The organism is Butyricicoccus porcorum (genome assembly GCF_051246315.1).
GTDB lineage: Bacteria > Bacillota > Clostridia > Oscillospirales > Butyricicoccaceae > Butyricicoccus_A > Butyricicoccus_A porcorum.
Genome location: NZ_CP178353.1, coordinates 2884118 through 2907521 on the forward strand (window position 1 = coordinate 2884118; position 23404 = coordinate 2907521).

Genomic DNA, 23404 nt, shown 5'->3' on the forward strand with positions numbered 1-23404 from the left:
TACAGTATAGAATTATTATCAGTTTACCGTATTATCCCGCTAATTTCAACAAAACCCAGCTTTTTACCGGTTGTTTTATCCGTATATACGAAAAAACAGTCCGGTCTGCACTGCGCAGCCCGGACAATATCCTGTTTTCTGTCAGAATCCAAACGCCTGATAATCCTTATCTGTAAAGCGGTGATAGATCGCATGTCCCATTTCAAGCCGGATGCAGTACCGGTAAGAATCCGGCCTGCCGTCCGCAAAATAGACCAGATAATCAAACTCTTCGTTGTCGATTTTCTGGCAGACCACGTGCGTGGAATACTGCCGGAACACTGCCAGCAGATCATCCAGCCCACAGGGATGCGTTCCAATCTGTTGGATAAATGCCCGCAGGAATGCATTGTCCCCGCAGCTGTCGTGCACATAGGCAGCACCTTCTTCTGATATTGTGATACAGAACAGCTCGCCATCGTGCGTCACAGTGATTTCACCGAGCGGATCTTTTGCATATCCACAGAATCGCCTGAGCGAATCCTCCATTTCATCTGCGCTCTGCTCCGCGCCCAGCAGATGATTCAGTGAATCCAGCGGATAATACAATCCCACTGCATTTTTTGTATATCCGACCTTGATCTGGGATTCCTGTACCAGATCGATCAGTCCCTGTTTCAGGGCTTCAAAATCAAGTGTCTGATCCATATTCCAGCTCCTAACCTCATGATTTGCTGTTTTCCTGCTGATATTTGCGATCAAGCAGATATCGTCTGCGATATTTCAGCATTGCATAGTCCGAAATGCGTTTGAGAACAGTCACATCTGTCGCGCCGCCGACTGCGCCGACAACCGGTGCGCCCTGCAAAAATTTGGCGTACAGCATATCGTTCGCAAGTGCCTTAGCCGTGCGGTGAATCTGGTCATCCAACCGCCCGGTCAGGCGTTCGGTTTCTTCCGACGTGCGCTGCTTTGCGCCGCGGATGCTCCAGCACATTGTATTCATATCGTCATCGCGCTGCTGCATCTCCGCACCGTTGTACAGCGCGGTTTCAATCAGCCGAAGCTGGAACAGGCGTTCCTCCATGGAATCGTAGTCATATCCAAAGCTGAGGGAAATCTCATAGAGATTTTTCAAAACGACACTGACAAACAGCGGGATATCCGGAAGTCCCACGCCGAGCAGACCAAGCCCGATGCCCTCGACAGAGGAAACCAGCAGATTCAACCGCGCACTGTTCCCTGCCCTGCGGCGGAACGCGCGCACATGCCTGCGATCCTCGCGCACCTTCGCCGCATATTCCGCAATTTCATAATCCTCCTGCCGCTTCTGCTTGTTATAGGTCTTCTCAATGACAACGGTTCCCTTTTCAAAAATCAACTGGAATGCCTTGACAAAGGCTGCATCCAACTTGCTTTGTAGGCCGTTCGGAACGAACCGCTGTAGTTTTTCCAGCACGCTTTCTTTTTCCGTACTGTGCTTCTGGACATATTTCTCCTGTTTTCGGGTGAGGTCGTTCCATTCCTTCTCCCAGAGATCGCGTTTCATGCTATCACTCCATCTGACGCTTATATTGCAGTAATTTCCGTCCGGCACACTGATCGGCATCGATGCGCCATCGGCAGACAGAACAGTCCAGGCACTTGCCCGTATCGCGTCCCGCGAGTGCATCTGCCGCCCATGCCGGATTGACCAGTGTGCTGCGGCCGATGTCCACCATGTCCACATCGGTTTGCGCAAGCACACCGCGCGCATCTTCCGCCACACGCATGCCATTGACCGCAAATACCGGAACAGATACCTGCCGCTTCATTTCGCCCGCCGCATAAATAACATCTTTATACGGGAAATCCGCCGGCTTTTCCGGTTCAGCCTCGCCGGTAAAGCCGTAGGAAATATCAAGGAAGTCAATACCATGCGCCTCCAGTGCCTTTGCATGACGGATGCCGTCCGCCAACGTCGGCTCAAACGCGCCGAGACGGATGCCCATAACAAAATCCTCCGGGACAATGTTGCGGATACCATCCATGATTTCCGTGATAAACAGCTCCGGATTTTTACCATACCGATCATCCCGATGGTTGACACGGCTGTTCAGGAACTGACACATCAGATAGCTGTGACAGCCATGCAGCTCCACACCGTCATAACCGGCTTCATATGCGCGCCGCGCCGCATCGATAAACGCCTGCTGGATGCGTGCAATGTCTTCCTGCTGCATTTTTACGCCAGTCTTTTCCGTCCCGCCCTGGCGCAGGGTGTAGGCATCCGGACAGAGCGCATGCTCCGCAATGCCGACGATCCCTGCATGGTGAATCTGGACAAAAATCGGGCAGCCCTCCGCATGCACGGCCTCCGTAATGCGGCGCAGGCCTGCGATCTGGCTGTCATCCCAGATACCGAGCTGGCTGTCCGCCAACCGGCCTTCCTGCGTAATGCAGGTCGCCTCCTGAATAATCAATCCCGCACCGCCGCGCGCCATCGCACGATAATGCTCCACATGGCGGTCGCTCACGATACCGCTGTCATCCGTCCAATGATAGCATACCATGGGTGGAACGCAAATGCGATTGCGAATGCGTGTGTTCCGAATAAAAAAATGATCCTGTAATACTTTCTTCATGATTTTCCTCCCTGCGGCCTGCCGCCGCTGTCGCGCCCCCGTGCAGCACATGCAAAAAAGCCCGGCGAAGCTGCTTCGCCGGGCCGGGGGATCAGTTTTCCTGCCGCAGCTGTTCGAGAATCAGCTGCTTGCAGCGTGCAAAATAATCGTCAAGTGCAAAAGCATTTTTATCTACCAGATATTGCAGCGTTGCGCCTTCCATCATGGAAACCATCAACGCGCTGAGGAAGCTGCGCTGCTGTGGCGAAACCCACGGCGCGTAGCGCGCAATCACGCGGCTGATTTCCTCGCGCCACTTGCGGAATGAAACAGCAAACTGTTCACGGATTTCCTCATCCAGATGTGCCTGTGTCCAGAAATCAATTTCCGCATAGTCGTATTTGGTTTCATGCAGGATGAACTGCTTTTTCTGTTCAAAAAAGATATCCAGCTGGGCATCCAGCCCCGCATCTGCCTGCTCGCGCAGTTCTGCGCGGATATCCAGACAGCGCCGTTGCAGCCGATGCAGCACAGCGAGCAAGAGATCTCGTTTGGACTTAAAATAATAGTGGATATTCGACTGGAAACATCCGGCATATTCCGCCACAAGGTGGATGCGCGTGCCGCTGATGGTGTGCTCCTGCACGACGTCAAGTGCAGCATCGAGAATTTTGTCCTCTGTCGACATCGCCTTGTCACTTTGTAGTTTCATATATATTGCAACTCTTTCTTACATCACATCCGTACTGAGCACCGGCGGACGCAGACCGCCGGAAATCTGTGCATTCTTGCGGGCAATACGGACGATGTTGTTGGAATGGTCACCGACGCGCTCATAATCATGCAGAGCCTCGGCAAAGATAATGCCGGGCTGGGTGCTGCACTGTTTCGCACGCAGGCGCGCAATGTGGTTGTTCTCCGACTGCTGGGTGAGTGTATCTATCTCATCCTCCAGATGATGCAGCTCCAGCGCATCCTGTTCGCTCAGATTATGACACAGGAAGCCGCTGAAGGCGCGGTCATACAGCAGCAGATCGACCTCATAGATTTTTTTCAGTTCTTTCCGCGCTTCGTCGGAATAAATCAGATTGTTCTGTACACACTGTTCGGTCTTTTCGAGCAGGTTAATGGCATGATCGCCGATGCGCTCAAGATCTCCGACCAGATGGAACATATTTGCCACAATCTGCGGCACATGAGCCGGCAGGTTGTGTCCGCTGAATTCAACCAGATAGTCTGTAATGCCATGGTTTAGGAAATTGATGACATTTTCCCGCTCACGAATTTCGTCCGCATGACTGGTATCGTTGTCCAGCATGCCCTCTGCTGCCAGAATAAAGTTCTGACGGACAAGGCCTGCCATGCGCTCCAGCTCCTTGTACAGCTGGCGCGTGGTGACGCTCGGCGCAACAATCTGCTTCGGGTCGATATAAGTAAAGCGATACGCGCTCTCGTGCACCTTCTTCGGTACAAAGAAATACGAGAGATTGACCAGTTGTTTGACAAACGGCAGCAGCACGAGCGCTGTCACCAGCTTGAAGGTGATGTGGAACATCGAAATCTGTACGACCGGATTGTCCGTCACCAGTGAATAGACATTGACAAACGGTGTCAGCATCGTCAGCGGGACAAAGAGAATGCCGCCGATGACGTTATAGGCACAGTAAATGACAGCCGCACGCTTGGTATTGTTCTTTGCGCCGATGGACGACAGGAACGGCGTGACAGACGAGCCGATATTGATACCACAGACCAGAAATGCCGCGAACCGAATCGGCATCAGACCCTGCATTGCGAGTGCCTGCAAAACACCGACCGCTGCGGACGAGCTCTGAATGACCGCACACAGCAGAATACCGACCAGAACGCCGATAATCGGATTGGTTGCGGATGCAATAAAGCTCTGGAATTCTGGGATATCCTTCAGGCTGGACATCGAACCGCTCATCGTGTGCAGTCCCTGGAACAGGATACCAAAACCAAGTATAATCTGTCCGATGTTTTTCTGCAAGTCTTTTTTGCAGAACATCTGCATAATCGAGCCGACAAAAATACATGCCGGTGCGAGACCGGATACATCGAGCGCGATCAGGATGCTCGTCATGGTTGTACCGACATTTGCGCCCAAGATGACGCCAGCCGCTTGTACCAGATCCATAATCCCGGCATTCAAAAAGCCCATACACATGATAGTGGTCGCCGAAGACGACTGAACAACGGCAGTGACCAGAACACCGAGAAGAAATCCCATGACAGGATTTCGCGTCAGTTTTTCCAGCAGGCTGTTCAACTTCGGACCTGCCGCGAGCTCCAGTCCGGCGCCCATATAGCGCATGCCGAACAGGAACAGGCCAAGTCCGCCGCACAGCGACAGAATGTTGTTAAATCCCATTGTATTCTCCTCATAACAGCAGTATTCGCCCCAAACCATTCCTTTTTCGGGTAATAAGCCGAAAATCGTCATAATCTGTAAAGCGACTTCCAGGGAATATTATAACACTTCTGTTCTGTATTTGCACCTGCTTTTTTACATTCTTTTATAGTTTCTATTACATGAATTTTACATTTGTTATGCAGAACGCACAAAGCCCGCCCCCGTATTATCCCGGGAAGCGGGCAAAGCATGTAAAAACAGATTAAAGAATCTGATCTTCCGTACACAGTTCGCCGGAATAGCGCGTGACACAGAACGGTTCGGTTCGGCTGTCGGCATGAATGCCCAGCTCACTGAGCAGCGAAACCATCTCATTGCACACATCAAAATCCTGATCCTTGTGTGCGATGGAGACACGCATGGTGCCGTTGTACGAGCTGATGAGCAGTGCATAGGTCTGCGCGGCACTCGGCAGGATCGCGCCATATTCCTCAACATACGGCAGCATGGAATCAGGAAGTGCGAACCGGCCGACATTGGTGACGAGGAAACTGTCCTGAAGGACAAAATTGCGCGCAACCTCGATGCCTTCCTTTACCTTGTCCGCCAGCGGCATTTCACGCTCATGCAGCTCCAGACAGACCTCACTCGCTGCCTTTCCGCGGTACAGCAGCTGCTCCGGCACGAGCTGGGTCATAAGGAAATCATGTGTCTTACGGCACGCCTCCTCCAGCGGGAGCGATTCATACTCCGACAGATACGGCAGGTCGAGGAAACAGATAAAATAGCGCGTAGTGCTGCTCGGAATCACCTGGCGCAGGTCGACCGGAATCTGCGAGATGACCGGCTTATCCACGCCTTCGCCGTACTTGTGGTAAAAGGCACGGCTGAACACCGGCGTGAGCACGGTCAGCGGGCTGACACCCAGCTTCTTTGTAACCGCATGCAGCTCAGAAAACGGGAACGTAATATCGGTTACGACCTCTGCCACATCGCCGAGGTTGGTCAGCCCCTCTGCATGCACAGCCTCCGGCTTCTGATAAATGCCGTCCGCCTTCGGCTCCATCTCCTGCAAAGCACGGAACGCATCTTCACTCTCCTCGCGGGTGTACATGGTATCCAGCGCGCGGATGCTGCCGTCATTCCTGACCGGCTTGCCGCATTCCTGCAAATACAGGAACAGCACGCAGCGGATAAATTCTTCAAAGCCTCTGCCGTCGCTGATGCTGTGCTGATATTCCATGTAAATATTGTTGCCGCGGTAGCCGACGAGGAACAGATAATGGTGTGTATCCGCCGAACCGATGGCATATCGGTGCTCTACCCCCGCCGGATCAAACGGCAGAACAACCGGATCCTCGCCGTTAACATAGCACTGATACGAAGTTTCGGTCTTTTCAATGCCGATGCACATATGCGGGAAACGCAGCAGCGCAATGCGTACTGCCTTGAGCAGGCATTCCGGGTCAATCGGCTCGCTCATGCGGATGGTATGGCGTGGCACGCACGCCACGGTGGATTCTGTATTATAAAGAAAAATTTTTCCATAGCTATCCGTCATTGTCAGCGGATTGATTCGTAAATCAGTCATAATTACCTCCGATGAAAAATTATCAAACGAAAAATACCTAATATGTCTCCTATTATCATATTTTCCTCTCCAAGTCTATTATATTTACTTTCCATCCGCATGAAAATAGCTGGAATAAACAAATTTTGCTCTCAGATGTATAAAATTTTGTCCGACTAACTATATTTGTGCATCAATTGGCAATATGCTGTACCGCAGGCACAAAAAATCCCCCAGTTTCGACAAAAAGCGAAACCGGGGGATTCGAGGGGATCAATTTACTTGTTTTCCTCGATGTACTTGACAATGTCACCGATGGTGTTCAGCTTCATTGCTTCCTCATCCTCGATGGTGATGTCGTAGTTTTCCTCGAGATCCATCATCAGCTCAACGATGTCCAGGGAATCCGCCTTCAGATCTTCCTTAATGCTGGTGTTCTCGCTCAGCGTGCCGACATCTACGTCAAACTTTTCTGCAAGCAGTTCGCAAATCTTTTCGTACATAACTTAATTCTCCTTCATGTTTTATAAATTTGTATCGTTGAAAACTCCGATTTTGCGGAATTTATCATACCGTTGCTGACGCAGGGCGTCGCCGGACATGCCGTCCAGCCGCTTCAGTGAATCGGTCAGAGCGGATTTGATGTTGCGGAAATACGATGCACGGCTTCTTCCTTCGCTGATAATGCCCTCAATCATGCCAAAGCGGTACAGATCGCGCGCTGTAATTTGCAGCGCCTCCGCTGCCTCGAGCTCGCGCGAAGCATCCTTCCACAGGATGCTGGCGCAGCCGCGCGGTGAAATGACCGAATAAATCGCATTCTGCATCATGTACACTTCATTTGCTACAGCAATGGCGAGTGCACCGCCGCTGCCGCCTTCACCGGTAACAATGGATACGACCGGCGTGCGCAGTCCCATGAATTCATACAGATTGCGTGCAATCGCCTCGCCCTGTCCGCGTTCCTCGGCGCCAACGCCACAAAAGGCGCCTGCCGTATCGACAAAGCAGATGACCGGACGATGGAATTTTTCCGCCTGACGCGCCAGGCGCAGCGCCTTGCGGTAACCCTCCGGATGCGCCATACCGAAATTGGCCGCAATGTTCTCCGCCGTGGTATGCCCCTTCCGCTGGCCGATTACCGTCACCGGTGTGCCATTCAGACGCGCAATGCCGCCGAGCATTGCGTGATCGTCACCGTACAGGCGGTCACCGTGCAGCTCCATAAAGTCGTGAAAGACTTCATTTACAATATCATCTATGTTCGGACGCGCGGCATCGTGGATGACGCGCAGCTGTTTTTCCATGTTCTGTTCCATGCTCATTCCCCCCGCTTTGCTTTGCAGCCATGCACGGAAAGCAGATCGGCAAGCGTCTGCTTCATGCGGCTGCGCGGTACAATGGCGTCGCAGAAGCCGTGTTCGAGCACAAATTCTGCGGACTGGAATTCGTCCGGCAGCTTTTCACCGATGGTGCCCTCAATGACACGTCGTCCGGCAAAGCCAACCGTCGCGCCCGGCTCTGCCAGAATAATGTCACCCAACATGGCAAAGCTCGCCGTCACGCCGCCCGTCGTCGGATCGGTCAGCACGGTGATATACAGGCCGCCTGCCTCAGAATGTCTGGCAGCCGCACCGCTGACCTTCGCCATCTGCAACAGGGAAAACATGCCCTCCTGCATGCGTGCGCCGCCGGAACAGGTAAACAGGATGACCGGGAGTGCGTGCTCCGTGGCATATTCAAACAGCCGCGTCAGCTTTTCGCCGACAACACTGCCCATCGATGCCATCATGAAATGGCTGTCCATTACGCCAATGCAGGTTTTCATACCGCCGATGCGGCACGTACCGGTCACAACCGCGTCGTTCATACCGGTCTTTTCGCGCAGGGCGGCAATTTTTTCCGCATAGCCTTCAAAATTGAGCGGGTCGGCGGTTTGCAGCGAGCCAAACAGCTCGTGAAATGAATCGCGGTCTGCAATCTGCCGGATGCGCGTGCGCGCCAGCAGGCGGCCATGCGCGCCGCAGGTCGGACATACATACAGATTTTTGCCATATTTCGCGGCAGAAAGCTGCGCGCCGCACTTTTTGCATACCACAGAAACGGGGCTGTCCTTCTCTCCCGCTTTGGACTTGATCTGTCTGGAATTTTCCCGTGTTTTCGGAAATAAATCAATCAGCACTGTGAGCCCTCCAAACAACGCTGTACATCAGCGTTTTGTATCAAACGTGCCGTCTTCTATCGAATTCGTATGAAACTGAGCCGTTTCAAACGCTTCCGACAGCAGGATAGACAGCTGATAATCCGTGTTGGTCACAATGCCCTCAAACAGCATTTCCGACAGTGCGCGCTTCATGCGCGCCAGCGCCTGCGCGCGGTCGCAGCCGAACGCAATCAGCTTCCCTATCATACTATCATAAAACGGCGGAATTGTATACCCCTGATAGACGGCGGTATCCACGCGCACGCCTGCGCCGCCCGCCAGATGCATCGACTGGAGGGTGCCCGGCTGCGGGCGGAACTGTGCATCCTCCGCATTGATGCGGCACTCGATGGCATGTCCGCACCGCGGCACATCCTCCTGCACGATGTCCAGCTTTTCGCCGGATGCAATGCGCAGCTGCCATGCGACAAGGTCGATACCCGTAATCGCCTCGGTAATCGGATGCTCGACCTGAATGCGCGTGTTCATCTCGCAAAAATAAAAATTCTGCTGGCTGTCTACAAGGAACTCGACTGTTCCCGCGCCGACATAGCCCGCACGCTTTGCCAGACGAACAGCACAGTCGCACATGCTGCGGCGGTGCTCCTCGTCCAGGAACGGCGACGGTGCTTCCTCAATCAGCTTCTGATGACGGCGCTGAATGGAGCATTCCCGGTCATACAGGTGGATGACATTGCCTTCGTTGTCTCCCAGCACCTGTACCTCGATGTGGCGCGGCTTGGAAATAAACTTTTCCATATACAGCCGTCCGTCGCCAAAATTGACGACAGCTTCGCTGGAAGCGGATTCAAATGCCTCCTTGAGCTGGGTTTCGTCCTCTGCGACACGGATGCCCTTGCCGCCGCCGCCGGCAGATGCCTTGAGCATGACCGGATATCCGATTTTCTCTGCCCAGTGCGCCGCATCCTCGATGGTTTCGACAATGCCGTCCGAGCCCTCCGCCAGCGGAACGCCCGCCTCGCGCGCCATGTCACGGGCGGACGTCTTGTCGCCCAGCGCACGGATGGTTTCTTCCTTCGGCCCGATGAACACCAGACCATTTTCTGCACAGGCGCGTGCGAAATCCGCATTCTCCGACAGGAAGCCGTAGCCCGGATGAATCGCCTGTGCACCCGCGCCGATCGCCGCTTCAATGATGTTGCTGATATTCAGATAGCTGTCCTTTGACGGAGCAGGGCCGATGCAGACCGCTTCATCCGCAATCTGTGCATGCAGCGCCTCTTTGTCTGCCTCCGAATACACGGCGACGCTGAGAATGCCGAGGTCACGGCAGGCACGGATGACGCGCACCGCGATTTCGCCGCGGTTGGCAATCAATACCTTTGTAAACATGGGGCTCAGTCCCCAATCGCACAGGTAAACGTACCCTGTGCCGCCTTTTCGTCGCCGACATAGGCGACGCCGTCCGCGACGACGATCTTGCCGCGGATCTTAACCAGCTGAACCTTGAGCGTCAGCGTATCGCCCGGCAGCACCTTGCGGCGGAACTTGATTTTATCCCACGACGCAAAGTAACCGGTCTTGCCGCGGAATTCCTCGCGCGACAGGATCGCGGTAGCACCGGTCTGTGCGAGCGCTTCAATGATAAATACGCCCGGCATGACCGGATTTCCCGGAAAATGCCCGGCAAAGAACATCTCGTCGCCGGTCAGATGCTTGATTCCGGTCACGGTTCCCGCTTCCAGATCCATCTCCTCTATTGAATCGACCATCAGCATCGGGTCACGATGCGGAATGATCGCCTTAATCTGTTCTGTATCGAGCAGCAATTGCCGTACCTCCTTACGCAATCACGATAAGCGGCTGGTTGTATTCCACAAGATCGCCGTTCTGCACGAGAACACGGCTGACCTTGCCGTCACACGGGCATTCAATCGTGTTCATTGTCTTCATCGCTTCGATGATGCACAGCGTTTGTCCCTTGCGGACGCTGTCGCCCACCTCGACCAGCGGCGGCTCCTCCGGCGCATTCGCCGCATAAAAGGTGCCGACCAGCGGGGCAAATACGACAGTTCCGTCGAACTTCTCCTCCGGCGTCTCCTGCTTCTGTGCAGCTACCTCCGCCACTGGTGCGGCAGGGACAGCTGCGCCGGCAGAGACAGGGGCATGTGTCTCCACAGTGATGGAAAACTCATCGGTCTTGACCGCCAGCTTTGCCAGATTTTTCTGTGCTGCCTTGTCCGCAAAGGCAAAGGCGAGCTCCTTCAGATCATTGATCTCCATGCGAAATGCCTCCTCAGTCCTGATACTTGCGGATCAGGATTGTCGCATTGTGCCCGCCGAAGCCCAGCGAATTGGAAATCGCCGCGCTCACCGGGCAGCTGACCGCCTGATTGGGGACATAATCGAGGTCACATGTCTCATCCGGCTGTTCGTAATGGATGGTTGGCGGGATTTTATCTTCCTTCACCGCCATAGCGCATGCAATTGCCTCAATTGCGCCCGCCGCGCCCAGCAGATGTCCCGTCATGGACTTGGTCGAGGAAATCTTGACGCGCTGTGCGCTTTCGCCGAATGCCATCTTGATGGCATCGGTCTCACACTTGTCGTTGACCGGCGTGGATGTGCCATGCGCATTGATGTAATCGATGTCCGCCGGGGTCAGACCCGCATCCTCGATTGCCATGGTCATTGCACGTGCCGGGCCTTCTCCCGTCGGATCGGGGCTGGTGATATGATACGCATCGCTGGTCGTACCGTAGCCCGCGACCTCTGCAAGGATTGTCGCGCCGCGCGCTTTGGCGTGCGACAGGCTCTCCAACACCAGAACGCCGGCACCCTCGCCCATGATGAAGCCGCTGCGGCGCGCATCGAACGGGCAGCAGGCTGCTTCCGGGTCGGATTCCGTGCTCAGTGCATGCATATTGGCAAAGCCCGCGACCGCAATCGGGACAATGCTCGACTCTGCGCCGCCGACCACTGCGATATCGAGATAGCCGTGACGAATGGCACGCATGCCTTCGCCGACTGCATGGGTGCCGGATGCACATGCGCTGACCACCGAAAGGCTCGAACCCTTCAGGCCATAGGTCATCGAGATATGAGCAGACGCCATATTGCCGATCATCATCGGGATGCAGAACGGTGAAACACGGCGCGCACCGCGCTCATTCAGCTTGGTCTGCTCGTCGCTGAAGGTCTGGATGCCGCCGATGCCGGAGCTGACCAGAGTGCCCGCGCGGAACGGGTCAAAGCTGCCTTCCTTCAGGCCCGACTGCTCCATCGCCTGTGCTGCCGCCGCCAGTGCATACTGGCAAAACCGGTCCATGTGCTTTGCTTCACGCTTATCGATATATGCCGTCGGGTCAAAGTCCTTTACCTCGCCCGCGACGCTCGCTTTATATCCCTCGGTATCAAACCGTGTAATCGGCGCAATGCCGTTTTTGCCCGCGAGCAGGCCGTCCCAGTATTCCTGTGCAGTGTTGCCGATCGGCGTAACGGCGCCGATGCCGGTGATGACAACGCGTTCCATGTAATTTCCTCCTTAGACCGGCGGAGCCAGCCGTCCGCGCTTACAGCGCGGTGTTGCCGTCCACCGAGAGTACCTGCCCGGTGATGTACGACGCCTTATCTGACGCCAGAAAAGCAACTGCCTCCGCAATTTCTTCCGGTTTTCCAAACCGCCCGAGCGCAATGCGCGCACGCGCGTTTTCCTTGATTTCATCCGACAGTTCGTTTGTCATATCGGTCTCCGTAAAGCCCGGCGCAACCGCATTGACGCGGATGCCGCGCGCGCCCAGTTCCTTCGCCGCCGTCTTGGTCAGGCCAATAACGCCTGCCTTTGCCGCGGTGTAGTTGACCTGTCCGAAGTTGCCGAACATGCCGGAAATGGATGTAATGTTGACAATGCTGCCCGTCTTCGCACGCACCATCTGTGCGCCGACCAGACTGGTCATATTGAATACGCTGCTCAGGTTGGACTGGATGACAGCGTTCCACTGCTCCGCCTTCATGCGGATCATCAGGCCGTCGCGCGTAATACCCGCGTTGTTGACCAGAACGGCGGGGACACCAATTTCGTCCTTGATCTCCTTAACTGCCTGCTTGCATGCCTCGTAATCGGATACGTCCCAGGCCTTTGCGTATGCCTGTACGCCCATAGCACGGCATTCCTCCGCGACAGCCTCCGCCTTTGCGACATTAGACACGCAGTTGATGACGATATCATAGCCGTCAGAAGCCAGCTTTCTGGCAATCGCCGCACCGATTCCGCGCGAAGCGCCTGTTACAATTGCAAGTTTACCCATAATCAATCGACTCCTTCATCTCCGGACAGTGCCGGTGCGCCGCGCAGCAGTGCGTCAGCGTCCTGCACCATCGTTTTGATAATATCATAACAGGTTGAGGGATGATTTACCATACCCGCAATCTGACCGGACATGAAGGTGCCTTCCTCAAAATTGCCGTCCTGTACTGCCTTGCGCAGCGAACCGGCGGTCATCGCCTCGATTTCCTCCAGCGTGCGCGTCTCGATGTGTCCTTCCATCTCCATGAGCTTGCGGGACAGCGGCGTCTTGAGCGAGCGCACCGGATGGCCGGACGCCTTGCCGGTCACAACGGTGGAAATATCGCTCGCCTTATAAATCAGGTCTTTATATTTCGGTGCAATGCTACATTCTTCTGCCGACAGGAACACGGTGCCGCACTGGACGCCCTCCGCGCCCATGATGCGTGCGGCAGCCAGTCCACGGCCGTCCGCAATGCCGCCTGCGGCAATGACCGGAATGTTTACGGCATCGACTACCTGCGGCAGCAGTGCCATCGTCGTAGTCTCGCCGATATGTCCACCGGACTCCATGCCTTCGGCAATGACGGCATCCGCGCCGACGCGCTCCATGCGCTTGGCGTACGCCACCGACGCGATGACCGGAATAACCTTGACACCGGCTTCCTTCCACTGCTTCATGTACTTCGCCGGAGACCCTGCACCCGTCGTGACAACCGGCACGCCCTCATCAATGACGAGCTGTGCAATGTCGTCCGCCGTCGGGCTGAGCAACATGATGTTGAGTGCAAACGGCTTATCCGTCAGCGATTTTGCGGTGCGCACTTCGTCGCGGATTACTTCAACCGGCGCTGCGCCGCCTGCAATAATGCCCAGACCGCCCGCATTGGACACCGCTGCTGCGAGCTTTCCATCTGCAATCCACGCCATCGCGCCCTGAAAGACCGGATAGCGGATATTCAATAACTCTGTAATTTTTGTACGCATATATTGTCCTCTTTCCTCATTACAGGCGGATGAGCACAGCGCCATAGGTCAGGCCGCCGCCGAAGCCGACAAAAATCGCGGTCTGTCCGTCCTTCAGCAATCCCTGCCGCCGCATTTCATCCAGACAGATGGGTACAGACGCGCTGGACGTATTGCCCACGCGGTCGAGATTGCTGAATACCTTCTCGGCCGGCAGTCCGTAGCGGCGAATGACCATATCCAGAATGCGCATGTTCGCCTGATGCGGCACGATCCAGTCCACCTGTGAGATATCCATGCCTGCCCGGTGCAGTACGCCGTCAATGGCATCCGGCACCGCACGCGCGGTAAAGCGGAATACGGTCTTGCCGTCCATGTGCAGGTAATGGTTTGTGTTGGCTTCGCGCGGCATGGCAAGCGGGTTCTCTGCTGCAAAAGCCGGCGCAAACAGCGCATTGCCGTTTTTGCCGTCCGAGCGCATATAGGTTCCCAGAATGCCGTCTTCCGCGTCACTCCATTCGTACACCGCAGCACCCGCACCATCGCCGAACAGGCAGCAGACCGTGCGGTCGGTGTAATCGATCAGGTGGCTGAGCACCTCCGCACACACAACGAGCACACATTTTGCCTTGCCGCAGCGCAGATAGCTGTCCGCAACGTCGGTCGCATATACGAAGCCGGAGCACGCCGCCGACAGGTCAAACGCAAACGCATGCGCTGCACCGAGCCTGTCCTGCAACGCGCAGCTGAGCGTCGGCGTGAAGCTGTCCGGGGTCACCGTACAGGCGATAATCAGGTCGATGTCCTCCGCCTTTCGTCCGGCGTCGTCCAAAGCCCGCTGTGCTGCGGGCAGCGCCACATCAATCGCCTGCATGTCCACGGCAACGCGCCGCTCGCGGATGCCGGTGCGCTGCACAATCCATTCGTCCGATGTGTCCACCATCTGTTCCAGCATCTGATTGGTCAGGCGTGTTTCCGGCAGAAAGCTGCCTGTTCCCGTAATTCTGCTGCCGATTGCGATCACTCCCATCCGATTTTATTTTGCCAGATAAATGTTTAGATTGACAAACTTATCGAAGCCTATTATAATTTATGGCAGTTAAGTTGTCAATCATTTTTTAGAAAATTATCTAATATCAGACATCTATAATTTAGCATGGAGGTTATTTCCTATGATTTGTACCGCTTTTTTCCCCGGTCAGGGTGCACAGCACCCTGACATGGGACATTCCCTGTACGACAACAGCGCGGCGGCACGTAATATTTTCGACCGCGCCAGTGAAATTGTCGGTTACTCTGTTTCCGACCTCTGTTTCCGCAGTGATAAGGAAGAGCTGTCGCGCACAGTAAACAGCCAGATTGCCATCTTTACCTGTTCGATGGCGGGTCTCGCAGCCCTGCGCGAGCGCGGTGTACAGATAGATGCCTGCGCGGGCTTCTCTCTCGGTGAATATACCGCACTGGCAGCATCCGGCGTGCTGTCGCTCGAGGATGCCATCCGTCTGGTACAGCGCCGCGGTGAGCTGATGCAGCAGGCAGCGGACAGCACCGATGGCTGCATGGCTGCCGTACTCGGACTGGACGATGCAACGGTCGAGCAGATTTGCGCACAGATCGAGGGGATTGTCCTGCCGGTCAACTACAACTGCGACGGCCAGCTGGTCATCGCAGGAGAACGTGAAGCGGTCACCGCTGCCGCTGCCGCCTGCAAGGAGGCCGGCGCGCGCCGTGCCGTGCCGCTGGCAGTTTCCGGCGCATTCCATACGCCGATGATGGCATCCGCTGCTGCACAGCTGCGCACCTTCGCCGAGGACCTGACATTCCATGCTCCGGAAATCCCGCTGTACACCAATGTCACAGGCGAGCTGCTGGATGTGCCGCAGTATCCGGAATATCTGGAGCGCCATATGGTCTCCCCGGTTCGCTGGAAACATCTCGTACAGAATATGATGGCGGATGGACATACAAACGCGCTGGAAATCGGCATCGGCAAGACGTTGACCGGCTTTGCGCGCCGCATCTCCCGCGACCTGACCTGCCGCGTCGTCGAAACAATGGACGATGTCACCGCGGTCACCGAATAACTGCAATCATACATACCTGCGCCCGGTCTGTCCACAGGCCGGGCGTTTTTTCATATCAATGGAGCAGGATTCACGGATTCTGCACCTCTGTCCTCGTGGAATCTATGAAAAACGTCATTTCTGTAACCAGATGAAACAATTTATTTGACTATTGTGCAAAAAAAGCATATACTGAAATAGGCAGGGAAGCTCTTCCTGCCTTTTCTTTTTGCTTAATTTGATTCAATTTTTCGATTGAACTGTTTATAGGAGGAATATTTTGTCTACTCACACAAATGAAGCGGCAGAAACTGCCGTTACCTTTGACCAACTGGGCCTTTCCCCGGCTGTCCTGCGTGCCATCGGTGAAATGGGCTTTGAACAGCCGACTGAAATTCAGGCGCGCGCCATCCCCGCAGTCCTGTCCGGCGGCGACATCATCGGCCGCTCACATACCGGTACAGGTAAGACGATGGCGTTCGGCGTTCCCGCAGTGGAACGCTGCCTGCGCCATGCCGACTGCCGGGAAACACAGGTTCTCGTGCTGTGCCCGACACGCGAGCTCGCCATGCAGGCATGTGATGAAATCCGCAAGCTGACACGCTATACCCAGGCCATCCGCGCGGTTGCACTGTACGGCGGCCAGCCGATTCAGAACCAGATTCCCCAGCTGCGCCGCGGTGCAGAAATTGTCATCGGCACGCCGGGACGCATCATGGACCACATCCACCGCCACACGCTGAAGCTGGACAATCTTTCCATGGTTGTCCTGGATGAGGCAGATGAAATGCTGAACATGGGCTTCCGCGAGGATATTGAGAGCATTTTGTCGTATATGCCGGACGGACACCAGACTCTGCTGTTCTCCGCGACCATGCCGCAGGCGATTCTGGACATCACCGACCAGTACCAGCACGACCCGCTGATGATCGAAACCCAATCCGGCCCGGAACGCACGATGGATACCATCGAGCAGTATTACTATGAGGTGCCGCTTGGCAGCAAGATGGACGCACTCGCGCTGCTGCTGCACACGCACGAGCCGAAGCTGTCCATCATCTTCTGCAATACCAAGAAGATGGTCGAGGAGCTCAACCGTTATCTCAGTGAGCACGGCTTCCATTGCTCCATGCTGCACGGCGATATGAAACAGGAAGCGCGTACCGCGGTTATGCAGGCATTCAAGTCCGGCCGCACGCCGATCCTGATTGCGACTGATGTCGCCGCGCGCGGCATCGATGTCGACGATGTGGACGCGGTTTACAACTTCGACATTCCGCAGGATTATGAATATTATATCCACCGCATCGGCAGAACCGGCCGTGCGGGCAAATCCGGCATGTCCTATACACTCGCCGCCGGACGCCGTCAGGTGTTCCAGGTGCGCGATATTTCCCGCTTCATCGGCGCGCCGATTGCGCACAAGCCGCTGCCCTGCACGCAGGATATCATTGACCGCAAAAAGGACGAGCTGGTTGCGGAAATCCGCGGACAGCTGCAAAAGCCCGGCTCCTCCGACTGCAATCCGCTCATCGTCGAGCTGATGGAAGAGGGCTACAGCCCGGAAAAGCTGGCAGAAAGCATGATGGAGCTGCTGCTCCAGCGCGAGATGACCGATGTTCCGGTTCTGGCAATCCCGCGTCCGGTCGGCGGAAAGCAGAGTGGCAGCCCGCTGCCGCCCCCGCCGGAAGGCTATATCCGCCTGCGCTTCAGTGTCGGACGCTATCAGCGCGTCGCACCGAATCACATCGTCGCAGCGATTGCAGAGGCGACCCGCATTCCGGGCAAGCAGATTCAGAAAATCTACTGCTATGGCGAATACAGCCTCGTCGAAGTGCCGAGCAAATACAAAAATGTCATTATCCAGAAGGTTTCCGGCACAAAAATCGGTGGACACAAGGTGGATGTGCGCCTGTATGACTCGAAGAATCCAAAGGCAGCCTCTCAGGGCAGCCGCCGAAGCAATGCGGAAAAACCGTCTTCCCGCGGCAAACGCCCCGCAGAAAACCATCGCCGTCTTCCCTCCCGCAGTCCTGCCCGCCGGAAAAAAGCAGGACATTCACACTGATTTCTTACGTTGTGTCTAAAATGCATCGTATCATGTGCAAATATGCACACAATGTGCAATATGATAGACTTTTTCGTCGTTTTTACTCCTATGCCTGCAATTCCCTCTTGTTCTTTTGTTTCTTTTCCCCTATAATAAGCGTATAATTCCGTTTTCCCCAGAAAGGAGTGTTCCGATATGTCCGATCATACCGCCCATATCCCGCAGGTCTCTGAGTACTATGATGGCCTCTATGTACTAAACGGCGCTGTTATGGATAAAGACAGCTACGAAAAGCACACGGCCGCCGCACCTGAAGTATCACCGGAAGCTGATACGGCTGCGCCTGCCGCATCGCCGGAAGCGGATACCGCTGTGGCGAGCGATCCGTTCAGCGTCCCGCAGGATCTCCGCCAAATGGCTGCACAGGCCTTTGAAGCGGATCGGCAGGCGGAATACCGCCCTGAAACTGCTGTCTTTGTGCCATATACGGTTGAAAATGGCGAATATTACGAATATATCCCGACCAATGAGACGGTCTGTGAGAATGAGTTCCGTATTCTGCTCGGCGCGCCGATGCTGGTGCGCTGCGGCTCCGGATCATACCGTACCTCCGGTTCCTACCGTCTGTCGTCCGGCTCCTACCGCCTGACCTCCGGCTCGTATCGGCTCACTTCCGGTTCCTATCGCATATCGTCCGGCTTTTATCGGCTTTCCAGCGGTTTGCACCGGCATCAACATGAATATGAGTACCGTGTATCCTCCGGCTCGTTCCGCCGTTCGTCCGGCTCGTTCCGGCTGACTTCCGGCTCCTATCGCCTGTCGTCCGGTGCGCTGCGCATGCCGATACAGGAGGAACCTGTTCCCGGCGATACCTTCTGCCCGCCGGAAGCACTGGAAGTCGCGGACAAGCCATATATGGGCAGCTTCCTCTGGGGTATCGATGCCGGCGGCTACGGCCTGAATCTGATCTGATGCGTGCGTTTGCCTCGAACTGGACGCGTCCCTATGCCATGCAGCATCCGGGACGGCCGTATGATGTTGCGGACTTTGAGCTGCTGACAACCATCCTTTCCGCACTGACCTGGCAGCAGAAAAACGGCAGCATCCGTATGATTACTGACCGCGTTGGCGCGCGGTATTACCGCTCGCTCGGCCTCGAGACCGTCTGGGATGGCGGCATTTCCTGTGAACTGGACGAAGTGCCGTATACCGTTGATCCCTCGACGTTCTGGGCAGCGGGCAAGCTGTATGCGCTCGCACAGGTTTCCGCACCGTGTGCCATGATTGATACAGATTTTATCGTCTGGTCAGATCTGCACGACAGACTGACGGATTCCGCCCTCGCGGTTATCCACCGCGAGGAACTCGCACCGGATATTTATCCCGATCCGTCCGCCTTTTCTCTGTCTCCGCGCTACTCCTTCCCGACAGGGTGGGACTGGACGGCTCCCGCCTGCAACACGGCGTTTACCTGGTTCGGCAGCGATGCCCTGCGCCAGTCCTATCTGTCCGAAGCGTTTGACTTTATCCACGCCACACGCGGACGCGACGGCTTGATTTATATGGTGTTCGCCGAGCAACGCCTGCTCGCCATGTGTGCCGGGGAACACGGTGTTCCGATCGATGCATTGTCGTCGCCGGAACATCTGTTCCATCCCGCACAGACTGAGTTTACACACATCTGGGGCTTCAAGCAGGCGATGGCACAGCATCCCGAGCTGCGGGAGGCATTCTGTCGGCGCTGTGCTGCGCGCATTGCACGCGACTTCCCCACCTATCACAGCATCTGCGCCAATATTCCCTCACTCCGCAAATACTTCTGAATGAATGGCGGCCATCCGGCCGTCTTTTTCTTTTTTCGGCGCCGGTTTTTCCGGAATTTTTGCTCGCCGCATTCGTTTTTTTCGTCGATATGCAACGAAATTGCGAATTATATTCCGATTTTTGGTTATTTTGAACAAAATTCTATCTGGCATTTTGTGCGCGAAGGTTGCCCTGTATCGATTGACATTATGTGAAATTCGTTTATCATTAAAAGAGAGCGTTTTATTCGGGGGCGAATCAAACGGTTTTCTCTCCCGTTTTTAACGGAAGAACACAACCAACATCCTAATATTGAGGTGGAAAACACATGATTTATACTGTTACTTTTAACCCGTCTTTGGACTACACCATCCGCATCAAGAATTTTGAAGTCGGCACGCTGAACCGCACCAACTACGAGGAGATCCGTGTGGGCGGCAAGGGCGTCAATGTTTCGATCGTCCTGACTTCTCTGGGTGTTGAAAATATCGCGCTTGGATTCATTGCGGGCTTTACCGGCGATCAGATCGAATCCGGCATGCAGCAGTTGGGCTGCAAGACCGAGTTCATCCGTCTGCCGCAGGGCTTCTCCCGCATCAATATCAAGCTCCAGGACGAGACGGAAACCGAAATGAACGGCATGGGGCCGGCGGTTTCCATCTCAGAATGTGAACGGTTTATGATGAATATCAAGCGCCTCAAGCCGGGCGACACGCTGGTGCTCTCCGGCAGCATCCCCAGCTCCATGCCGCAGGATATGTATGAGCAGATTCTCGACGCCGTTGACACCGACAAGATCCGCGTCGTCGTCGACACCTCCAGCAACCTACTGCGCCGCACGCTCGCATATCACCCGTTCCTCATCAAGCCGAATCTGATCGAACTCGGTGAGCTGTTCGGCCGCTCGCTGATCGACTACGATGATATTGTCGGCTGCGCCAAGCACTTGCAGGAAGAGGGCGCGCGCAACGTACTCGTTTCCATGGGCAGTGCAGGTGCCATCCTCGTCACGGATGAGGGTCAGGTTTTCTCCGCTCCGGCACCGTCCGGTGATCTCGTCGATTCCATCGGCGCAGGCGACGCCATGGTCGCAGGCTTCCTCGCCGGCTACCTCGAGCGCAACAGCATGGTCGACGGCTTTGCCAAGGGTCTCGCCGCAGGCAGTGCTACCGCGTACAAGCAGGGCCTCGCGACCAGAGAGGAAATCATCGCCATCGCACAGCGCATGTAATTCAACCAAGCTTCAAGAGGATGTGTATTTTTACACATCCTCTTTCTTTTCGTCTAAAAACTATTGTCATTCTGACGCGGGCGTGCTATACTGATGGTAGATTTTATTTAGATTGGCAAACAAATTCACAGAAAAAGGAGAACTCATCTTGAAACTTCCAGAATTGAACATCGGTGGATTGTCTGCCCGACACCCTGTCATTCAGGGCGGCATGGGAATCGGTATTTCTCTGTCCGGACTCGCGTCTGCTGTCGCAAACGCGGGCGGTATCGGCATTATTTCCGGCGTACAGATCGGCTTCCGTGACCCGGAATTCCGTAAAAACCCGGTTGCCGCCAACCTGCGTGCCATTGGCAGCGAGCTGCGCCGCGCGCGGGAGCTTGCGCCGGACGGCATCATTGGCATGAATTTCATGTCTATCGACGCGCATTACGACGAATATGTGACTGAAGCAGTCAAAAACGGCGTTGACCTCATCATTTCCGGCGCAGGACTTCCGCTGTCCCTCCCCGGGCTGGTCGAAGGAAGCAAGACACGCATTGCGCCGATTGTCTCCTCCGCGCGCGCCTGCCGCCTGATTCTGACCAAGTGGCTGAAAAAATTCAACCGCTTCCCGGATGCCATTGTCGTCGAAGGGCCGCTCGCCGGCGGACACCTCGGTTTCCATCTGGACGACCTGCTCGCCGGAACCAACCAGACGCTCGAGCAGGCGCTGTCGGATGTTGTCGCATATGTGCGCGGCTTCTGTGAAAAGCACGGCGTCGCCATCCCGGTCATCGCCGCAGGCGGTATCCGGTCGCACGACGATGTATGCCGTATGTTTGACCTCGGTGCCTCCGGTGTACAGGTCGGCACCCTGTTCGCCGCCACGGAGGAATGCGATGCAAGCGACCGCTTCAAGCAGACCTACATTGATGCGCGGCCGGAGGATGTGCGCATCATCAAAAGCCCCACCGGCTTCGCTGCACGCGCAGTCAACACGGACTTCGTCCAGCGCGCTTACGACCGCGGCGGCATTCCGGTCGAACACTGCTTCCGCTGTATGCCGGAAATCTGCAATGCTGCGGAAACACCGTTCTGTCTGTCTCAGGCTCTGTTTGATGCGGCAACCGGAGAAAAGGACGGCCTTGTGTTCTGCGGCGGCCGTGTCGGTGAAATCACCGAAATTTCAACCGTTCCCGAAGTAATGCACAAGCTGTGCGAAGCGTAAAAAAACAGTCCTGCATGCGTCTGCATGCAGGACTGTTTGCATGTTAAACCAAATACCGGTTGACAACCGGAATGTGCGAAAGAATCAGATATACCACATAACTGAGCGCAAAATTCAGGCACACCAGCAGCGGTATCGACACAATGCACGGCAGAATCGAAACTGTCAGGCCGTGGTTGTGGAATATGCAGTTAAAACACACATGCACCAGATAGATACAAAACGACGCCTTAGAAACATGCGCTGCAATCGCACAGCTTTTGGCGCCATATTTCTTTTGAATCAACAGGCCGAAAATGCCAATGGCCAGCAGGCACACGCCCGGTGTCATGCCTTCCAGAAACTGCGTATACAGCTCTCCATGTGTAATGGTAAGCAATGTTGTCATGCCGTAAGTAATCGCAAAGCCCAGACCGGCGCACAGCACACACAGCCTTTGCGGCAGTGGATACTTTTTCAGATAATAACCCGCAGCGGCATAGCCGATTGCCGCATATTGCATTGTGAGACCGAACTGGCTCATCGATGTCGGCAGCAACCGCAGCGGCCAGTAATGCCGCAGCAATGGATAGACAATCCCCAGTAAAAACCAGACCAGCAGCAGATATTGAAATTGCCGTTTGGAGGCGTGCTCTATTACCAGCCGCACGACCGGAATAAAAATATATACCAAAATCATCATTGGAATATAATACAGATGAAATTCGTGGTTGAACAGCACGACCTCCCTAAGCGCCTGGAGTACACGGCTCCAGGTGAGGGAATCCTGCTCTATCAGATGATAGAGCTTGTAAAATACCGCCCAGCAAAACAGTGCGACGACAAGTCGCCAGATATTATGTGTATACAGCCGTTTGACTGACAGTCTGCGGTGCGGGTCGAGCAGGAGCGCGCCGCTGCACATCAGAAACAACGGTACAGCGGCCCGCGTCAAACAGCCCCAAAACAGCGATGCCCACCAGTCAAAACTCCGGATCGGGCTGCCATATCCGCCCGTGCTGGCGTGAATGGTCAGCACGCAAACAATAGCGACCGCTTTGAGCACATCGATTGCATACTCTCTCCGCGGTCGCAACTCAATTTCCGCCATATTCGTATTCTTCCCC

General features: G+C 55.2%; 23 protein-coding genes. 6 read left to right on the top strand and 17 right to left on the bottom strand.

Annotated elements, in window-relative coordinates; all coding sequences use genetic code 11:
• Positions 1 to 141: 141 nt before the first annotated feature.
• The 16 genes from ACLM7Z_RS14360 to ACLM7Z_RS14435 all read right to left on the bottom strand — a co-directional run bounded on the left by ACLM7Z_RS14360 (position 142) and on the right by ACLM7Z_RS14435 (position 14971).
• Entirely contained in the window at positions 142 to 687 is a 546-nt protein-coding gene (locus ACLM7Z_RS14360) for a DUF3877 family protein (RefSeq protein ID WP_435645387.1), read from the bottom strand.
• 16 nt (positions 688 to 703) lie between these two features.
• The gene (locus tag ACLM7Z_RS14365) at positions 704 to 1528 is read right to left on the bottom strand and encodes an EcsC family protein (protein ID WP_087017386.1); all 825 of its coding nucleotides are present in this window, start codon (positions 1526 to 1528) and stop codon (positions 704 to 706) included.
• A gap of 4 nt (positions 1529 to 1532) precedes the next feature.
• Complete coding sequence (locus tag ACLM7Z_RS14370; RefSeq protein ID WP_087017384.1) at positions 1533 to 2603, bottom strand: NADH:flavin oxidoreductase; 1071 nt, start codon at positions 2601 to 2603, stop codon at positions 1533 to 1535.
• Positions 2604 to 2694: 91 nt separating this feature from the next.
• Positions 2695 to 3294 carry a TetR/AcrR family transcriptional regulator gene (locus ACLM7Z_RS14375; RefSeq protein WP_242969762.1) on the bottom strand — a complete coding sequence of 200 codons (600 nt, stop codon included), beginning with the start codon at positions 3292 to 3294 and terminating at the stop codon, positions 2695 to 2697.
• Positions 3295 to 3312: 18 nt separating this feature from the next.
• Positions 3313 to 4974 carry a Na/Pi cotransporter family protein gene (locus ACLM7Z_RS14380; RefSeq protein ID WP_165761018.1) on the bottom strand — a complete coding sequence of 554 codons (1662 nt, stop codon included), beginning with the start codon at positions 4972 to 4974 and terminating at the stop codon, positions 3313 to 3315.
• 244 nt (positions 4975 to 5218) lie between these two features.
• A complete protein-coding gene (locus tag ACLM7Z_RS14385; RefSeq protein WP_273350415.1) occupies positions 5219 to 6547 on the bottom strand; it encodes a hypothetical protein in 1329 nt (442 codons plus the stop codon).
• A gap of 257 nt (positions 6548 to 6804) precedes the next feature.
• On the bottom strand, positions 6805 to 7029 hold the full coding sequence (gene acpP / locus ACLM7Z_RS14390; RefSeq protein WP_435645388.1) for an acyl carrier protein: 225 nt from the start codon (positions 7027 to 7029) through the stop codon (positions 6805 to 6807).
• A 21-nt stretch (positions 7030 to 7050) separates the two neighbouring features.
• Complete coding sequence (locus ACLM7Z_RS14395) at positions 7051 to 7851, bottom strand: acetyl-CoA carboxylase carboxyltransferase subunit alpha (RefSeq protein WP_435645389.1); 801 nt, start codon at positions 7849 to 7851, stop codon at positions 7051 to 7053.
• Complete coding sequence (gene accD, locus ACLM7Z_RS14400) at positions 7848 to 8708, bottom strand: acetyl-CoA carboxylase, carboxyltransferase subunit beta (RefSeq protein ID WP_087017373.1); 861 nt, start codon at positions 8706 to 8708, stop codon at positions 7848 to 7850. Before accD ends, ACLM7Z_RS14395 begins: the two co-directional genes overlap by 4 nt.
• Positions 8709 to 8735: 27 nt before the next feature.
• Positions 8736 to 10082, bottom strand: a complete 1347-nt coding sequence (gene accC, locus ACLM7Z_RS14405; protein WP_087017371.1) for an acetyl-CoA carboxylase biotin carboxylase subunit — start codon at positions 10080 to 10082, stop codon at positions 8736 to 8738.
• A 5-nt stretch (positions 10083 to 10087) separates the two neighbouring features.
• Positions 10088 to 10519: a 3-hydroxyacyl-ACP dehydratase FabZ gene (fabZ, locus tag ACLM7Z_RS14410; protein ID WP_330395834.1), complete on the bottom strand. Its 432-nt coding sequence runs from the start codon at positions 10517 to 10519 to the stop codon at positions 10088 to 10090.
• A 13-nt stretch (positions 10520 to 10532) separates the two neighbouring features.
• Positions 10533 to 10973 carry an acetyl-CoA carboxylase biotin carboxyl carrier protein gene (accB, locus tag ACLM7Z_RS14415; RefSeq protein WP_273350414.1) on the bottom strand — a complete coding sequence of 147 codons (441 nt, stop codon included), beginning with the start codon at positions 10971 to 10973 and terminating at the stop codon, positions 10533 to 10535.
• Positions 10974 to 10986: 13 nt separating this feature from the next.
• The gene (fabF, locus tag ACLM7Z_RS14420; RefSeq protein ID WP_087017367.1) at positions 10987 to 12222 is read right to left on the bottom strand and encodes a beta-ketoacyl-ACP synthase II; all 1236 of its coding nucleotides are present in this window, start codon (positions 12220 to 12222) and stop codon (positions 10987 to 10989) included.
• Positions 12223 to 12262: 40 nt separating this feature from the next.
• Complete coding sequence (fabG, locus tag ACLM7Z_RS14425) at positions 12263 to 12997, bottom strand: 3-oxoacyl-[acyl-carrier-protein] reductase (RefSeq protein WP_205703598.1); 735 nt, start codon at positions 12995 to 12997, stop codon at positions 12263 to 12265.
• Positions 12998 to 12999: 2 nt separating this feature from the next.
• Positions 13000 to 13962 (bottom strand): enoyl-[acyl-carrier-protein] reductase FabK, encoded by a 963-nt coding sequence (gene fabK / locus ACLM7Z_RS14430; RefSeq protein ID WP_087017363.1) that lies wholly within the window; start codon positions 13960 to 13962, stop codon positions 13000 to 13002.
• 19 nt (positions 13963 to 13981) lie between these two features.
• Positions 13982 to 14971 (bottom strand): beta-ketoacyl-ACP synthase III, encoded by a 990-nt coding sequence (locus ACLM7Z_RS14435; RefSeq protein WP_087017361.1) that lies wholly within the window; start codon positions 14969 to 14971, stop codon positions 13982 to 13984.
• A 142-nt stretch (positions 14972 to 15113) separates the two neighbouring features.
• Between ACLM7Z_RS14435 and fabD the strand changes: the two genes are divergently transcribed.
• From fabD to ACLM7Z_RS14465, 6 genes are all read left to right on the top strand, one after another.
• Complete coding sequence (gene fabD / locus ACLM7Z_RS14440) at positions 15114 to 16025, top strand: ACP S-malonyltransferase (protein ID WP_435645390.1); 912 nt, start codon at positions 15114 to 15116, stop codon at positions 16023 to 16025.
• Positions 16026 to 16284: 259 nt separating this feature from the next.
• Positions 16285 to 18072: a DEAD/DEAH box helicase gene (locus ACLM7Z_RS14445; RefSeq protein WP_087017357.1), complete on the top strand. Its 1788-nt coding sequence runs from the start codon at positions 16285 to 16287 to the stop codon at positions 18070 to 18072.
• 177 nt (positions 18073 to 18249) lie between these two features.
• A complete protein-coding gene (locus ACLM7Z_RS14450) occupies positions 18250 to 19026 on the top strand; it encodes a hypothetical protein (RefSeq protein WP_087017354.1) in 777 nt (258 codons plus the stop codon).
• Entirely contained in the window at positions 19026 to 19877 is an 852-nt protein-coding gene (locus ACLM7Z_RS14455) for a DUF6734 family protein (protein ID WP_273348956.1), read from the top strand. The genes ACLM7Z_RS14450 and ACLM7Z_RS14455 overlap by 1 nt, the downstream gene beginning before the upstream one ends.
• A gap of 308 nt (positions 19878 to 20185) precedes the next feature.
• Positions 20186 to 21088 carry a 1-phosphofructokinase gene (gene pfkB / locus ACLM7Z_RS14460; protein ID WP_087017347.1) on the top strand — a complete coding sequence of 301 codons (903 nt, stop codon included), beginning with the start codon at positions 20186 to 20188 and terminating at the stop codon, positions 21086 to 21088.
• Between the two features lie 148 nt (positions 21089 to 21236).
• Positions 21237 to 22298, top strand: coding sequence for an NAD(P)H-dependent flavin oxidoreductase (locus tag ACLM7Z_RS14465; protein WP_087017345.1), 1062 nt, complete (start codon positions 21237 to 21239; stop codon positions 22296 to 22298).
• A 43-nt stretch (positions 22299 to 22341) separates the two neighbouring features.
• On the opposite strand, the gene ACLM7Z_RS14470 is transcribed toward ACLM7Z_RS14465, so the two are convergent.
• Entirely contained in the window at positions 22342 to 23388 is a 1047-nt protein-coding gene (locus ACLM7Z_RS14470; protein ID WP_435645391.1) for an acyltransferase, read from the bottom strand.
• Positions 23389 to 23404: the final 16 nt, after the last annotated feature.

Coding starts and splice junctions, on each gene's coding strand:
- ACLM7Z_RS14360 (WP_435645387.1), bottom strand. CDS start 687: ATGGATCAGACACTTGATTTTGAAGCCCTGAAACAGGGACTGATCGAT.
- ACLM7Z_RS14365 (WP_087017386.1), bottom strand. CDS start 1,528: ATGAAACGCGATCTCTGGGAGAAGGAATGGAACGACCTCACCCGAAAA.
- ACLM7Z_RS14370 (WP_087017384.1), bottom strand. CDS start 2,603: ATGAAGAAAGTATTACAGGATCATTTTTTTATTCGGAACACACGCATT.
- ACLM7Z_RS14375 (WP_242969762.1), bottom strand. CDS start 3,294: ATGAAACTACAAAGTGACAAGGCGATGTCGACAGAGGACAAAATTCTC.
- ACLM7Z_RS14380 (WP_165761018.1), bottom strand. CDS start 4,974: ATGGGATTTAACAACATTCTGTCGCTGTGCGGCGGACTTGGCCTGTTC.
- ACLM7Z_RS14385 (WP_273350415.1), bottom strand. CDS start 6,547: ATGACTGATTTACGAATCAATCCGCTGACAATGACGGATAGCTATGGA.
- acpP (WP_435645388.1), bottom strand. CDS start 7,029: ATGTACGAAAAGATTTGCGAACTGCTTGCAGAAAAGTTTGACGTAGAT.
- ACLM7Z_RS14395 (WP_435645389.1), bottom strand. CDS start 7,851: ATGAGCATGGAACAGAACATGGAAAAACAGCTGCGCGTCATCCACGAT.
- accC (WP_087017371.1), bottom strand. CDS start 10,082: ATGTTTACAAAGGTATTGATTGCCAACCGCGGCGAAATCGCGGTGCGC.
- accB (WP_273350414.1), bottom strand. CDS start 10,973: ATGGAGATCAATGATCTGAAGGAGCTCGCCTTTGCCTTTGCGGACAAG.
- fabF (WP_087017367.1), bottom strand. CDS start 12,222: ATGGAACGCGTTGTCATCACCGGCATCGGCGCCGTTACGCCGATCGGC.
- fabG (WP_205703598.1), bottom strand. CDS start 12,997: ATGGGTAAACTTGCAATTGTAACAGGCGCTTCGCGCGGAATCGGTGCG.
- fabK (WP_087017363.1), bottom strand. CDS start 13,962: ATGCGTACAAAAATTACAGAGTTATTGAATATCCGCTATCCGGTCTTT.
- ACLM7Z_RS14435 (WP_087017361.1), bottom strand. CDS start 14,971: ATGGGAGTGATCGCAATCGGCAGCAGAATTACGGGAACAGGCAGCTTT.
- fabD (WP_435645390.1), top strand. CDS start 15,114: ATGATTTGTACCGCTTTTTTCCCCGGTCAGGGTGCACAGCACCCTGAC.
- ACLM7Z_RS14450 (WP_087017354.1), top strand. CDS start 18,250: ATGTCCGATCATACCGCCCATATCCCGCAGGTCTCTGAGTACTATGAT.
- ACLM7Z_RS14455 (WP_273348956.1), top strand. CDS start 19,026: ATGCGTGCGTTTGCCTCGAACTGGACGCGTCCCTATGCCATGCAGCAT.
- pfkB (WP_087017347.1), top strand. CDS start 20,186: ATGATTTATACTGTTACTTTTAACCCGTCTTTGGACTACACCATCCGC.
- ACLM7Z_RS14470 (WP_435645391.1), bottom strand. CDS start 23,388: ATGGCGGAAATTGAGTTGCGACCGCGGAGAGAGTATGCAATCGATGTG.